General features: G+C 66.8%; 14 protein-coding genes. 8 read left to right on the forward strand and 6 right to left on the reverse strand.

Going from position 1 to position 13,058, the window contains the following annotated elements; translation table 11 throughout:
* The first annotated feature begins 14 nt into the window (after positions 1-14).
* Both ABTW65_RS09425 and ABTW65_RS09430 read left to right on the forward strand, forming a co-directional pair.
* Positions 15-1,046, forward strand: a complete 1,032-nt coding sequence (locus ABTW65_RS09425; protein WP_350659781.1) for an NADPH:quinone oxidoreductase family protein — start codon at positions 15-17, stop codon at positions 1,044-1,046.
* Positions 1,043-2,773, forward strand: a complete 1,731-nt coding sequence (locus ABTW65_RS09430; RefSeq protein WP_350659782.1) for a CocE/NonD family hydrolase — start codon at positions 1,043-1,045, stop codon at positions 2,771-2,773. The genes ABTW65_RS09425 and ABTW65_RS09430 overlap by 4 nt, the downstream gene beginning before the upstream one ends.
* Positions 2,774-2,814: 41 nt before the next feature.
* On the opposite strand, the gene ABTW65_RS09435 is transcribed toward ABTW65_RS09430, so the two are convergent.
* On the reverse strand, positions 2,815-3,441 hold the full coding sequence (locus tag ABTW65_RS09435) for a TetR/AcrR family transcriptional regulator (RefSeq protein WP_350659783.1): 627 nt from the start codon (positions 3,439-3,441) through the stop codon (positions 2,815-2,817).
* A gap of 55 nt (positions 3,442-3,496) precedes the next feature.
* Positions 3,497-4,753 carry an MFS transporter gene (locus ABTW65_RS09440; RefSeq protein WP_350659784.1) on the reverse strand — a complete coding sequence of 419 codons (1,257 nt, stop codon included), beginning with the start codon at positions 4,751-4,753 and terminating at the stop codon, positions 3,497-3,499.
* A gap of 385 nt (positions 4,754-5,138) precedes the next feature.
* Between ABTW65_RS09440 and ABTW65_RS09445 the strand changes: the two genes are divergently transcribed.
* The 5 genes from ABTW65_RS09445 to ABTW65_RS09465 all read left to right on the forward strand — a co-directional run bounded on the left by ABTW65_RS09445 (position 5,139) and on the right by ABTW65_RS09465 (position 8,891).
* A complete protein-coding gene (locus tag ABTW65_RS09445) occupies positions 5,139-5,495 on the forward strand; it encodes a hypothetical protein (protein ID WP_350659785.1) in 357 nt (118 codons plus the stop codon).
* Positions 5,488-6,333, forward strand: a complete 846-nt coding sequence (locus ABTW65_RS09450) for a class III extradiol dioxygenase subunit beta (protein WP_350659786.1) — start codon at positions 5,488-5,490, stop codon at positions 6,331-6,333. Before ABTW65_RS09445 ends, ABTW65_RS09450 begins: the two co-directional genes overlap by 8 nt.
* 70 nt (positions 6,334-6,403) lie before the next feature.
* The gene (locus ABTW65_RS09455; protein ID WP_350659787.1) at positions 6,404-7,387 is read left to right on the forward strand and encodes a bifunctional 5,10-methylenetetrahydrofolate dehydrogenase/5,10-methenyltetrahydrofolate cyclohydrolase; all 984 of its coding nucleotides are present in this window, start codon (positions 6,404-6,406) and stop codon (positions 7,385-7,387) included.
* The gene (gene purU / locus ABTW65_RS09460) at positions 7,384-8,256 is read left to right on the forward strand and encodes a formyltetrahydrofolate deformylase (protein WP_350659788.1); all 873 of its coding nucleotides are present in this window, start codon (positions 7,384-7,386) and stop codon (positions 8,254-8,256) included. Before ABTW65_RS09455 ends, purU begins: the two co-directional genes overlap by 4 nt.
* Entirely contained in the window at positions 8,253-8,891 is a 639-nt protein-coding gene (locus ABTW65_RS09465) for a cyclodeaminase/cyclohydrolase family protein (RefSeq protein ID WP_350659789.1), read from the forward strand. Before purU ends, ABTW65_RS09465 begins: the two co-directional genes overlap by 4 nt.
* A 59-nt stretch (positions 8,892-8,950) precedes the next feature.
* Here ABTW65_RS09465 and ABTW65_RS09470 read toward each other — a convergent pair whose 3' ends face one another.
* From ABTW65_RS09470 to ABTW65_RS09485, 4 genes are read right to left on the reverse strand one after another with little or no spacing between them, the layout of a single operon-like run.
* Positions 8,951-9,226 carry a muconolactone Delta-isomerase family protein gene (locus ABTW65_RS09470; RefSeq protein WP_350659790.1) on the reverse strand — a complete coding sequence of 92 codons (276 nt, stop codon included), beginning with the start codon at positions 9,224-9,226 and terminating at the stop codon, positions 8,951-8,953.
* 38 nt (positions 9,227-9,264) lie between these two features.
* A complete protein-coding gene (locus ABTW65_RS09475; protein WP_350659791.1) occupies positions 9,265-9,972 on the reverse strand; it encodes an alpha/beta hydrolase in 708 nt (235 codons plus the stop codon).
* Entirely contained in the window at positions 9,969-10,685 is a 717-nt protein-coding gene (locus tag ABTW65_RS09480; protein WP_350659792.1) for a 4-carboxy-4-hydroxy-2-oxoadipate aldolase/oxaloacetate decarboxylase, read from the reverse strand. Before ABTW65_RS09480 ends, ABTW65_RS09475 begins: the two co-directional genes overlap by 4 nt.
* Positions 10,682-11,410: a PIG-L deacetylase family protein gene (locus ABTW65_RS09485; protein WP_350659793.1), complete on the reverse strand. Its 729-nt coding sequence runs from the start codon at positions 11,408-11,410 to the stop codon at positions 10,682-10,684. The genes ABTW65_RS09480 and ABTW65_RS09485 overlap by 4 nt, the downstream gene beginning before the upstream one ends.
* A 314-nt stretch (positions 11,411-11,724) precedes the next feature.
* Between ABTW65_RS09485 and ABTW65_RS09490 the strand changes: the two genes are divergently transcribed.
* A complete protein-coding gene (locus ABTW65_RS09490) occupies positions 11,725-13,005 on the forward strand; it encodes a hypothetical protein (protein WP_350659794.1) in 1,281 nt (426 codons plus the stop codon).
* The last annotated feature ends 53 nt before the right edge of the window (positions 13,006-13,058 follow it).

The raw sequence follows: 13,058 nt of genomic DNA on the forward strand, positions 1-13,058 counted from the left end.
CCGAGGAGGCTCCCGTGCGAGCAGCGGTCATCACCGCCCTCAACGGCCCTGATGGCGTCGTGATCCGGGATGAGCCCGAGCCGGAGGCGGCGGCCGGGCGGGTGCGGATCGACGTCCACTCCGCCGGCGTGGTCTTCCCCGACGTACTGCAGACCCGCGGGGGATACCAGCTGCGCCCGGAGCTCCCGTTCACGCCGGGCTGGGAGGTGGCCGGTGTGGTCCGCGAGGACTCCGGCGGGTTCCGCGCCGGCGACCGGGTCGCCGCGATGCCGGTCATCGGGGGCTTCGCCGAGACCGTGACGGTGGCCTCGGAGATGGTCTTCCCTCTGCCTGACGACGTCGGGTTCGACAAGGGAGCGGCGCTGCCGCTGAACTATCTGACCGGACACTTCGCGCTCAGGCGCCGCGCCCGCCTCCTCGCCGGCGAGACCGTCCTGGTGCAAGGGGCCGCCGGTGGGGTGGGAACCGCGGCGTGCCAGCTGGCCGCCGCGTACGGAGCCCGGGTCATCGCGGTCGTCTCGACCCCGGAGAAGGGTGAGATCGCGCGCGCCGCCGGCGCGCACGAGGTCGTCCTGGTGGCGGGCTTTCGCGACGAGGTCTCCCGGCTCACCGACGGTCGGGGCGTCGACGTCGTCGTCGATCCCGTCGGCGGAGACCGCTTCACCGACTCGCTGCGCACGCTCGCGCCTGAGGGACGCCTGATCGTGATCGGCTTCACCGGCCGCGAGATCCCCACCGTCAAGGTCAACCGCCTCCTGCTCACCAACACCACCGTCATGGGCGCGGCCTCCGAGGAGTTCTGGCACCTCGACCCCGGGTACGCCGCCCAGCAATGGGACGAGCTGATGCCACTGATCCGGTCCGGTGCCGTCGACCCACCGATCGGCGAGATCTTCAGCCTCGAGGAGACCGCCTCCGCGCTCCGCGCCGTGGACGAACGCCGGGCGATCGGCCGACTGATCGTGCGCGTGAGAGAACCCCAGTCCACCCCTACCCCTCGGGTCACATCAAGTAGTTCGATGAAGTCTCAAAGGAGAGTTCGATGAAGCATGTCTACGAGCGCAACGTCGCCATGAAGACCCGGGACGGCGTGATCCTGTACGCCGATGTCTGGCGACCGCTGGAGGGGCAAGCGCCCACCCTGCTGATGCGTACGCCCTACAACAAGGAGACCACCTTCTTCGGTGGCGGACCCAACAACCCGATCCCGTCCGTGATCGCGTTCTTGAACGCCGGCTACGCGGTGGTCTGGCAGGACGCCCGAGGCACCTATACCTCCGACGGCTCCTTCACCCCCAAGGTCAACGAGATCGAGGACGGCCAGGACACCGCGGCCTGGATCCTCGAGCAGGACTGGAGCGATGGGTCGATCGGCACGTACGGCGGCTCTTACATGGGCATGACCCAATGGGCGCTGGCCATCTCCGATACGCCGGGCCTGAAGGCCATCGCCCCCACCGTGGCATCGGCGAACTGGTATTCAGGACTGTGGTACTCCCAGGGCGGAGCCCTGTGCTTGAGTCTGGTGACCTGGTGGAACGCCATGATGTACGCCGCCGAGGAGCAACGTGCCCTGCAAAACGGTGAGACGTCCGACCCCTCGGCGCTGATGCGGCTCGGAGCCGCGCTGGTGGACCCGCTATCGCTCAACGAAGCCACGCCCGTGGCCGACCTGCCGCTTCACGGGAAGGGCCGCTGGTTCGACGACTGGCTCGCTCACCCCGACTTCGACGACTACTGGCAGTCCCAGGACTGGTCGCAGTCGATGTCGTCGGTCACCGTCCCGGTGCTCGCCTCGACAGGGTGGTACGACCTGAAGATGCACGAGCAGGTCGCCGACTTCGTCCGGGTCCGGACTCAGGGCGGCTCGGAGTTGGCCCGTGACGGATCCCGCCTGGTGATCGGCCCGTGGGACCACACCAATCTCACGGGGGAGTACCCCGATCGCTACTTCGGCACACTGGCCCTCGGCGACCTGAGTGCGTCGCACGTCGAGTTCTTCGACCAGACACTCCGCGGCCGTGCTCCCGAAACCCCGGCACCCCGCGTACGTCTGTTCGTGATGGGCATCGACCAGTGGCGCGACGAGCAGGACTTCCCGCTGCCCGACACCCGCTACACCGACTACCACCTGGCCAGCGGCGGCGCGGCCAACACCAGGGACGGCGACGGCACTCTCGATCTCGACGCGCCTTCAGCCGAGGCTCGCGACGAGTTCCGGTACGACCCGCGCAACCCCGTCCCCACGGCGGGCGGCGCCCTCCTGCCGTCGGTGCCCGGGTTCATCGGCCCGGTCGACCAGCGCGCGGTCGACGGTCGTGAGGACGTCCTCTGCTACACCGGTCCGGTCCTGACCGAGCCGGTCGAGGTCACCGGGTTCGTCGAGCTCAAGGTGTTCGTGTCCTCGACCGCGGTGGACACCGACATCACCGCCAAGCTGGTCGACGTCTTCCCCGACGGCCGTGCCATCAACCTGTGCGACGGCATCCTGCGGTTGCGCTACCGCAACAGCCTCTCCCAGCCTGAGCTCATGGAGCCCGGCGAGGTCTACGAGGTGACCGTGCCGATGTCGGTGACCTCCAACGTGTTCCTCCCTGGCCACCGGATCCGCCTGGACATCTCCAGCAGCAACTTCCCCCACTACGACCGCAACTCCAACACCGGGGGAGTGATCTCCTCCGAGGCTCTGGAGGACATGGTGGTCGCGGACAACACCGTTCATCACGGTGGCGCACGCCCCAGCCGCCTGGTGCTGCCGATCATCGAGCGCTGAGCACGGTTCCTGTGCGCCTGCCGTGAGGCAGGCGCACAGGGCTACTCCGACTGGTACTGCAGTCCGTCCAGCAGGATGTCGCCGATCTCGGCGAACGCCTGGCCGGCAGTCAGACCGGTACGCCGCAGCAGACGCCCCGAGCGGACCCCGTCGATCGCGAGCACCACGAGCTCGGAGGCCAGGGCCGCGTCGACGGCACGGAACTGGCCGGCGCGTACGCCGTCGTCGATCATCTCGTGCACGCGGCGTGCGGCGGCGGCCGAGTTCAAGGCATAGATGTCCGCCGCTGCGCGGTAGGTGACCATGTCGTCGTAGAAGGCGGCCGAGTGGCGCCCCATCTCCCGGCCGACGCCGTGGAGATAGACCTTGATCTTGCGGCGGTGGTCGCTCTCGGCCGCGGTCTCCTCCTCGATCCGCTCCGTCGCGGACTCGAAGAACCGCTTGACCACCAAAGAGACAAGGTCGTTTTTCGACCCACCGACGCCGTACAGCGTCGACTTTGAGCAGCGCAGCCGCGTGGCCAGTTCGTCCATGCTGAGCTTGGCGAAGCCCTCCTCGAGCAGGATCGCCTCGATCTGCGCCAGGAGATCAGAGCGGCGCTGCCCGTCGACCTTCCGCCGGCCAGCAGGACGCTCGAGGGCCTCAGGGGGCAGGTAGTCATGGCTCACAGACGCTATTGTGCCGTCCTTATGTCGGTGGACCGCACCTCCGGCCCCCGGGGCCTTACGAAGAAGTCCCGACAACGCCGGTTAAGGCTCGTGCGGTGAGCCGTGCGCGGAACACCAACGCGACGCTGATCAGACTGATCAGGGTGAGCGCCGTGAGGTAGATGCCGATCGGGAAGGAGGAGCCGGTGCGCGCGAACAGGGCGGTGGCCACGGTTGGCGCGAGCCCACCGCCGAGGATCGTCCCGATCTGGTAGGCCAGCGACGTTCCGCTGTAGCGGACGCGCGACTCGAAGAGATCGGCGAGGAGTGCGGCCACCGGGCCGTAGGTGGCCGCGACGAAGGTGGCGATGAGGAGCATCGCGATCAGGATCAGCGGGTAGCTTCGGGTGTCGAGGAGCGGGAACAGGGACGCTGTGGATGCGGCGAGACCAACCCCGCCGATCAGCAGCACGCGCTTCTGTCCGACACGATCAGCAAGGCTGGAGGCCCACGGAGTGACGACCATCCACAGCGCGGCGCTGATCAGTGTGAAGGTCAAGATCGTGTTGCGCTCCAAGCCCAGTGGCCCTGTCGTGTACGAGAGAACGTAGAGCGAAAGAACATAGCCCAAGGTGCCGGTCCCGATCATGCAGCCGGCCCCGAGCACGATCTGCGGACGCGCGGTCTTGAGCACCTCGATCAGTGGCGCCGCCTGCGCCTTCCCGTCGCTCTTCGCGGCAACGAACTCGGGGGATTCGGTGACGGCCCTGCGGATGATGAGACCACCGATGACGAGGACGGCACTGAGCAGGAACGGCACTCGCCATCCCCAGGCGACGAACGCCTCGGGGCTCACGCTACGTGAGACGAGGAGGAAGGCCAGGTTGGCGAGGATGACGCCGGCGGGAACACCCATCTGGGGGAAGCTGCCGTACAGGTTCCTGCGGCGCGCCGGAGCGTGCTCTGTTGCCATGAGGACTGCTCCGCTCCACTCTCCGCCGACCCCGAGTCCCTGGACGAAGCGGAGAACGACGAGCAGGATCGGCGCCCACACGCCGATGGTGGCGTACGTGGGGAGCAGCCCGACGCAGAAGGTCGCGCCGCCGACCGTGAGGATCGACAGGATCAGCATCGGCTTCCGGCCGATCCGGTCTCCGAAGTGTCCCATCAGGACGCCGCCGAGCGGGCGGGCGAAGAAGCCCACCGAGTACGTCGCGAAGGCGGCCAGTGTGCCGGCGACGGCGGAGTAGTTCGGAAAGAAGAGCGGCCCGAAGACGATCGCGGCGGCCGCCCCGTAGATGAAGTAGTCGTACCACTCGAGTGCAGTGCCCACGAAGCTTGCCCAGGCGGCTCGGCGCGGGGAGCTCTGGTGTCTCGGTTCGGTTCGGGAAGGTGTTGTCGGCATCGTTGCTCCTGGTCTCTCTGCCGCCTCGATGTGGCGGTCATCACGGAACGTAGGCGGCACAGGAGCGCGCCGACTCGTGACGTTGACAGCGAACACCGGCCGACTTCGGCAGGTCTGGACGAGACAGTTGACTCTCGCCGGCCCGGTGTCTCGGATCTCCACCTCGAGCAGTACGTCTTTTGTCGCGGTGACCAGCGTCATACGGGCCTGTTGGCAGCGGGACGGCCGCGCGATGGCGAGGCGGCTCTGCCCAACTAGCGTCGACGTGAACCGACCGGTGGGCGTCTTCGCTGCGCCGAATAGGGAGGACGATATGACACGAACCGGAGCCGACGTGCCCGCAACCTATGTCTTCGATGGCCCGACGAGCCTTCGCGGGCACAACATGAACAAGCTGTTCATGTCTCTGATCGACCGCGACAACCGGCACGACTTCCTCGCCGACGAGGACGCCTACTGCGCTCGATTCGCGCTCTCCGAGGCACAGACGACCGCGGTCCTCACGCGGGACTGGCAAGCCATGCTCGATCTGGGCGGGAGCATCTTCTACATCTACAAGCTCGCGATGATCGACGGACTCTCCATGCAGTTCCTCGGTGGGGTGTTCACCGGCATGTCGGAGGCCGAGTTCCTGGCCGCGATGCAAACGGGAGGGCGTACCGATGTCTGAGGTCATCTGGGGTCTCGGCACGTCGCATGTGCCATCGATCGGGGCCGCGATCGACAGAGGCAAGGCGGACGACCCGAGCTGGGCGCCGCTGTTCGACGGGTACGGTCCTGCGCAGGAATGGCTGGCGGAGAACACCCCCGACGTGGCGATCCTCGTATACAACGACCACGCGAACGGGGTCGACCTCGACATCGTGCCGACCTTTGCCATCGGCACGGCAGAGCGGTACACCGTGGCCGATGAGGGCTTCGGTCGCCGGCCTGTCCCCGACGTGGTGGGTCATCCCGATCTCTCGTTCCACCTGGTGCAGAGCCTGATCGATGACGGGTTCGACCTCACCGTGTTCTCCGAGCTGGACGTCGACCACGGCTTCACCGTGCCGCTCTCCGTGTGGAAGCCCGATCCTGGTGACGCCTGGCCCTGCCCGGTGATCCCGATCATGGTCAACGTCATTCGTTATCCCCAGCCGACAGCCGCGCGATGTTACGCGTTGGGACAGGCGATCGGTCGGGCGCTTGCCGGCTACAGCGGAGTCAAGACGGTCGGAATCCTCGGTACCGGTGGCATGTCGCACCAGCTCGCCGGCGCCCGAGCCGGCTTCATCAACCCGACGTTCGACCACATGTTCCTCGAGGCGATCGAGAACGATCCCGCCAAGCTCGCCGCCCTCACCCGTGAGGACTACATCCGCGAAGCCGGATCTGAGGGGATCGAGCTGATCATGTGGCTGATCATGCGCGGTGCGCTGAATGCGCGAGTCCGCAAGGTCCACTCGGCCTACCACGTGCCGGCATCCAACACCGCGGCCGGCCTTGCCCTGTTCGACAACAGACCCTAGGGAAACGCGGACGACCTGAAGGACCCGACCGGCACCCGGCCGGACGCGATACGAGGAGTGCTGAGAAGAAGTGAGTGCAGAGATCATCGACGGCCGAGCGGCCGCCCGAACGTTGAAGGAGGCCGTGGCATTCGACGTCGCGCGTCTCAAGGCTGGGGGAACCGGGATCGGACTGGCGACCGTCGTAGTCGGCGAGGAGTACAGCTCGGCGGCTTACGTGCGTCGGCTGACGCGGCTCGCTACCGAGCTGGACATCCCGCACCGGCCGTGCGTCTTGCCCGCCGACGCCTCGCAGACCGAGGTCATCGACCTCGTCCGGGAGCTCAACGGCGACCCGGCCATCTCGGGGATCCTGGTGCTGCGCCCGCTGCCGGCGCACGTCGACGAGGCGGCGGTCTTCCGTGCGCTCGACCCGCGTAAGGACATCGAGGCAGTACATCCGGAGAATGCCGGGCTCCTTGCGCTCGGTGTGCCCCGGTTCGTCCCGTCGACCGCCGCATCCGTCTTTCACCTGCTGGACACCTGGCTCGACTCGACCGGGCAGAACCGAGCGGACTTCTACCACCGGTCGCTGATCGTCGTGGTCGGACGATCGAACAACGTGGGCAAGCCGGCGATCTCCCTGGGGTACGAGCGGCAGGCAAGCGTCCAGTCCGTTGATGAGTGGGCAGACAGGAGCACGGGCCTGGGACGACACACCCGCTGGGCAGACGTGCTGATCGTCGCCGCGGGCAAGGCCGGGCTCATCAAGGCGGAGCATGTCAGCGACAACGCCGTCGTCATCGACGTGGGCATCAACGCGCAGACCGGCGAGGACGGTCAGGTCCACATGGTCGGCGACGTCGACTACGCATCCGTTGCTCCTCGAGCACGGGCGATCACGCCGGTCCCCGGCGGCGTCGGTCCGGTCACCGACGTGTGGCTCGTACGCAACACCGTCCTGGCTGCGCGCCTGCTCTCCGGAATGACGCCTGACGAGGCTACCGCCTCCCTGACCGATCCGAGCACCTTGACCGCTAGCCCCGCACACATCTCCCTCCAGGAGGCGTCATGACCGTCCCTACCGATGCCCGTCGCGGCGTCCTGCTCCTGTCTTGTCCTGACACGCTGGGAATCGTGAACGCTGTCTCCGAGCTCCTGCTGCAGGAGGAGTGCACCATCGTGCAGAGCCAGCAGTTCGGAGACGCGATGAACGACACGTTCTTCATGCGCGTGGAGTTCAAGCGCATCGATGAGTCGCCTCTCGACTTCGAGCGGCTACACAGCCGGATGCACACGGTGGGGGAGCGCCTCGCCATGACCTGGCACCTTGCAGACGCGAGCGAGCGGCTGCGCGTCGTCATCATGGTGAGCAAGTTCGCGCACTGCCTCAATGACCTGCTGTTCCGCAACTCCATCGGAGAGCTGAACCTCGATGTCGTCGCCGTGGTCTCCAACCACCCCGACCTGGGCCGGATCGCCGACAGCTTCGGAGTCCCCTTCCGGCACATCCCGGTCACGAAGGAGACCAAGCCGCAGGCCGAGGCGGCGCTACTGGACCTGGTCCGTGAGAACGATGTCGATCTGGTGGTGCTGGCGCGCTACATGCAGATCCTCTCCGACGATCTGTGCAAGCAGCTCGATGGCAAAGCCATCAACATCCATCACTCGATGCTTCCGAGCTTCAAGGGTGCTAAGCCGTACCACCAGGCCCATGCCCGAGGAGTGAAGTTCATCGGGGCGACCGCACACTACGTGACGGCGGACCTGGACGAGGGTCCGATCATCGAGCAGGAGCTGATCCGCGTCGACCACTCGCTCGCGCCCGACGAGCTGGCTGCCCGCGGTCGCGAGGCCGAGAGCCGCGCACTTGCCCGTGCGGTGCGATGGCACAGCGAGAACCGGGTTGCGGTCGCGGGGAACAGGACAGTCGTCTTCCCATGAGCATCGAACGTGGGCCGCTGCCCGAACTGACCGTCGATGGCTTTCTCGAACAGCTCGCCGCCCGGGTGCCCGCCCCGGGCGGCGGCGCCACCGCAGCCTTGCACGCGGCTCAGGCCGCGGCTCTCCTTGCGATGGCTGCCCGCTATACGACCGGACCGAGATTTGTGCAGCACACCGAGGTCATCTCCGACACGGTCGATCGCTGTGACGCTGCGCGCGACCAGGCGCTGCGTCTGATGGCGGAGGACGCAGCGGCGTTCACCGCCGTGACGGAGGCCTACGGACTTCCGAAGGACACAGCAGAGGCCAAGGAGCAGCGATCTGACGCCGTGGCACGAGCCCTGACGGCGGCCGCGCGGCCGCCGGCACAGGTCGTCCTGGTAGCGAAGGATGTGATGACGCTGGCCGAGGCGCTACTCCCGATCGCGAACCCGAACCTGGTGACCGACGTGGCCGCTGCGGCCGAAGCAGCACGCGCCGCCGCAACGACAGCACGGCTCAACGTCGAGATCAACCTTCCGGGAATCCGCGACGAACAGGTTCGAAACGAGCTCCTCGGCATCGTTGAGCTGGTCGACCAGCTCGCGGCCCGCTCGGCCGCTGTCGAGCAGGCAGTACGCGGCTCGATCGCCTGAAACGAGCGAAGGTGCGGGGCGGGCTGAGCCCGCCTCGCACCTTCGTGATTTCTCCTGGACTACTTCTCCTGCGGATGCGTAGCCAGAGCCTCGACGGTGATGTCCATCCACTTCCACATCGGAAGAGACACCAGAGCGTCGTGCAGCGCGGCTGGATCAGCCGCCTCGTAAAGGCCGATGGTCGCGTTCCGACCGGGCACTCGCCACAGTCGCTTGAGCACACCGGCCTCCCTCAGCTCCATCGCCCGTTCCCGCTCACCCTTCTTCAGTTGGTCGCGGACGTCGTCCGGGGTGTCGTTCGGAAGCAGATTCTCAGTGCGGACCAGAAATTCCACGGTGCCGTCCTTTCGGTTTAGGTTGCCTTTGTGAGCGGTCACGCCGCGCTGATCTCGAGCAGCATTGCGGCTAGGTCAGCGGGAGCGGTGACCATGGCCTCGTGGCCGGTGGAGATCTCGTGAGTGGCCCATCCGCGTGCGGCGGCCTTCTCCGCGTGCGGCGTGAACACCCGCATCCAGTCCACACACTCGATGTACGCGGCGGGGACCTCATCGACCTGGCCGGTCAGCTTCAGTGGCTCGGTGTAGGTCAGCCAAGGGTGCGGCGTGAGTCGCGGGCTCAGCCAAGCCAGGTCGTCCTCCTTGGTCACCCCGAGCTTGGCCAGCGACCGCACAGGGACCAGCCAGCCGAAACCTGGCCCCTCCACCGACTCGCGGTAGTGGTGAGCGATGGTGGGAGGAAGCAGGTCGATGGCGGCTTCGCCGTCGTCGCCAACGAACGCGTCGAGGTAGATCCGCTTGTGGAGCCGCTCCGGAACCCGATCCGCCACACCGGTGATGACTTGACCGGCGTAGCTGTGGCCGACGAGTACGACGTCGCTGCAGTCATGGCCCTCGAGCAACGCCACTACGTCCTGGACGTGGGTGGACAGGCCAACCTGAGGCGTGAGGAGGTGGGCGCGGTCAGACAGACCGGTCAGGGTGGGGGAGAGCACCTCATGGCCGGCCGCACGGAGCGCCGGGGCCACTCGCTGCCATGCCCACCCGCCGTGCCAGGCACCGTGCACCAGGACGAATGTGGTCATCGGATCGCCTCCGAGTCTCGGTTGACCTGGTCGGCGTCGACGTAGCGCACGCCGAGCCGCTCGAGGAGGGGACGCATCTCGTAGATGTCGAGCCCGAGCTCGCCTTCACGGAACCGCCGCCGCTTGGCTGACTCGTTGGCCTCACGCTGAGCGGCGGCCTCGACAACCTGCTCACCCGCTGCCAGCGGGATGCACAGCACCCCGTCGTCGTCGGCGACGATGATGTCGCCGGGACTGACGAGCTGTCCGGCCACCACGACAGGTACGTTCACCGACCCGGGAACGGCCTTGGCCGTGCCCTGCGCGTGGATCGCCCGTGCCCAGACCGGGAATCCCATCGCCTGGAGGTCGGCGATGTCGCGAACCCCTGCATCGGTGACCAGACCACGAACCCCGCGGTGCAGCAGCTGGGTCGCGAAGAGGTCGCCGAACATACCGTCGGTCGAGCGAGATGTCGTCGCAACGACGAGTACGTCGCCCTCTCGACACTGCTCGATCGAGGCGTGGATCATCAGGTTGTCGCCAGGGTGCGACAACACCGTCACGGCCCGACCGGCGATCCGCACACCCGGATAGATGGGGCGGAGCTCCGGCTCGAGAAGCCCACGGCGGCCGTGGGCCTCGTGTGCCGTCGCCACCCCACTCTTCTCGAGCGCGGTGACCACATCATCAGAAGGGCCGCGGCTGGTGCGTACGATCACGTGCTCGCTCACTGCAGGACCTCGCCGACGATGGGGAACACCCGCTGGTAGGCCTCGGCCTGCACGATGGACTTCGCACCGCCGTTGCGGACGGCTTGCACGCCGCGACGCAGGCCGAGGTCGGTGTAGTACGACAGCAGGTGGGACTGGGCGCCCATGCACTCCATGGCCTTGCGCTTCTTGTCGAACACCGAGGTGATGTCCAGGAGCAGATTCGGCACGAAGCCGCACTGCTCGGGCTGGTGGGGTTCGAACTGCAGCACCTGAGGTGCCCCGATCGGGGTGGTGGCGGGGTCGTGCCCGGCGGCCTGGGCGACCTGGCGCGCCAGCAGGGTCGCCTCGTGCGCGGCGTTGTGGTCCCGGTTGTAGGGATCGGAGGAAACATGGGTCAGCAGCACCTCGGGCTGAACCGCACGCATCGCCTCGACGATGCGGTTGAGCCCGGTGTCGTCGACACGCAGCGGGTAGTCGCCCAGGTCGAGGAACGAGATCGAGGCGCCGAGCGCGGCGGCCGCGGCCTCGGCCTCGGCACGCCGGGCGTCCTTGGCCGCCTCCAGCGTCATCCCGTCCTGCCGCCACAGTCCTTGGGACTCGCCGCGCTCGCCGTAGCTCAGGCACACGATCTGTACGTCGTAGCCGCGTTCCGCATACAGGGCGAGAGCTCCGCCTGCCCGCCACACGAAGTCGCCGGAATGGGCACTGATCACCAGCACCGACGATTGTCCGTCTATCGCCATCTTCGTCGAACCTCTCTGGTCGTCTTCTCATCGATCGCTCGGCCGCAATGGCCCAGTCCTTCTCGACGCTAGGTGGGCGCGATGCGGACGGTAAGTTGCGAATGACCAGTCCTCCACGTCGCTACGTCGTCCCTCGGCTACGTCATCCGTCGCGTCGCGAAATGGCAGCTGCGCTGACTACGTCATTTGTCGCGCGGCGGGTTGCCCGGATGGGCTTGGGATCGAGGTCATCCGGTTGTCCCCGCCCCGCTCGCGCCGCCCTAATGTCGCCGCTGAGAGGGCCAAGTAACTGCCGAGATCACAGCGAGGACGCCATGAACTACTCAGTCACCAGCATGCGGAAGGCTCCCGAGGGCTATGCCTGGAGCCGGTTCGGTCAGCCGGAGTACACCGACTGGCTCGATGAGAGCATGTCGTGGAAGGAGACCTGCTACATCGGTGACTGGTCGTTCCTGTGGCAACACCGCTTCACGGGCCCGGACGTACTGCCCATGCTGAGCGAGATCACCGTCAACAGCTTCGCCAAGTTCGACATCGGGCAGTCCAAGCATGCGATCCACACCAATCGGGACGGGAAGGTGATCCACGAGGGTGTCCTCACCCGACTGGGGAGCGAGGAGTACGTCATCCATGGTCGCGGTGGATTCTGGGCGGCGCACCACATTGAGTCGACCGACTATGACGTCAAGGTGGAGCGGGACGACTGGTTCATCCTTCAGGTGTCGGGACCGCAGTCCATCCACGTCCTGGAGAAGGTCGCCGGACGCGGGTTGCGGGACACCGGGTTCATGCGGATCAACACGATCACCGTCGCGGGCCACGAGATCTACGCCCTGCGTCAGGGGATGGCGGGCGAGATCGGCTTCGAGCTCCAGGGACCCATTGCCCACAAGGCGGAGGTCTACGAGGCGATCCTCGAAGCCGGCCGCGAGTTCGGGATCCGCAAGCTCGGCGGACGTACCGCACCGATCAACCACCTGGAAGCGTGCTTCCCGACGATCGCCACCGACTACCTGCCGGCGATCTTCGAGCCCGAGACCAAGGACTACCTGAAGCTCTTCTCCGAGTCGATGCCGGCCTTCGCGCAGCCCGCTCACATCGCGGGCTCATACGATGGCAAGGAGATCTCCGAGTACTACCGCAGTCCTGTCGAGCTGGGGTGGGCCCGCAACATCAAGTTCGACCACGACTTCCTGGGCCGCGAAGCGCTCGAGGAGGAGAAGGCGAACCCGCGGCGGGTGATCCGAACGCTCGTGTGGAATGCCGATGACGTGCTCGACGTCCAGGCGTCGCTGTTTCGCCAAGGAGAGAACTACCCCTTCATGGACATGCCGCGCGACCAGCGAGGATTCATGTGGGCGGACCGGGTCACCCGCGACGGCGAGCTCGTCGGAGTGTCGACCTCACGCGGATACAGCTACTTCTTCCGCGAGATGCTATCTCTGTGCACACTCGACGTGGCACACAGCGACATCGGGACGGCCCTCACCGTGCACTGGGGCAACCCCGATGGTCCGCAGAAGGAGATCCGGGCGACCGTGGCGCCGGCTCCGTACAAGACCGACCGCCGGAGGTCGGACCTGCACAGCGCCTGACGCAGGGGATACTTGGCGGAGACCGCGACCAGCGCAGGAGTTCCGATGACGAT

The organism is Nocardioides sp. NPDC127503 (genome assembly GCF_040302165.1).
Lineage (GTDB): Bacteria > Actinomycetota > Actinomycetes > Propionibacteriales > Nocardioidaceae > Nocardioides.

Coding starts and splice junctions, on each gene's coding strand:
- ABTW65_RS09450 (WP_350659786.1), top strand. CDS start 5,488: ATGTCTGAGGTCATCTGGGGTCTCGGCACGTCGCATGTGCCATCGATC.
- ABTW65_RS09430 (WP_350659782.1), top strand. CDS start 1,043: ATGAAGCATGTCTACGAGCGCAACGTCGCCATGAAGACCCGGGACGGC.
- ABTW65_RS09465 (WP_350659789.1), top strand. CDS start 8,253: ATGAGCATCGAACGTGGGCCGCTGCCCGAACTGACCGTCGATGGCTTT.
- ABTW65_RS09445 (WP_350659785.1), top strand. CDS start 5,139: ATGACACGAACCGGAGCCGACGTGCCCGCAACCTATGTCTTCGATGGC.
- ABTW65_RS09475 (WP_350659791.1), bottom strand. CDS start 9,972: ATGACCACATTCGTCCTGGTGCACGGTGCCTGGCACGGCGGGTGGGCA.
- ABTW65_RS09490 (WP_350659794.1), top strand. CDS start 11,725: ATGAACTACTCAGTCACCAGCATGCGGAAGGCTCCCGAGGGCTATGCC.
- ABTW65_RS09485 (WP_350659793.1), bottom strand. CDS start 11,410: ATGGCGATAGACGGACAATCGTCGGTGCTGGTGATCAGTGCCCATTCC.
- purU (WP_350659788.1), top strand. CDS start 7,384: ATGACCGTCCCTACCGATGCCCGTCGCGGCGTCCTGCTCCTGTCTTGT.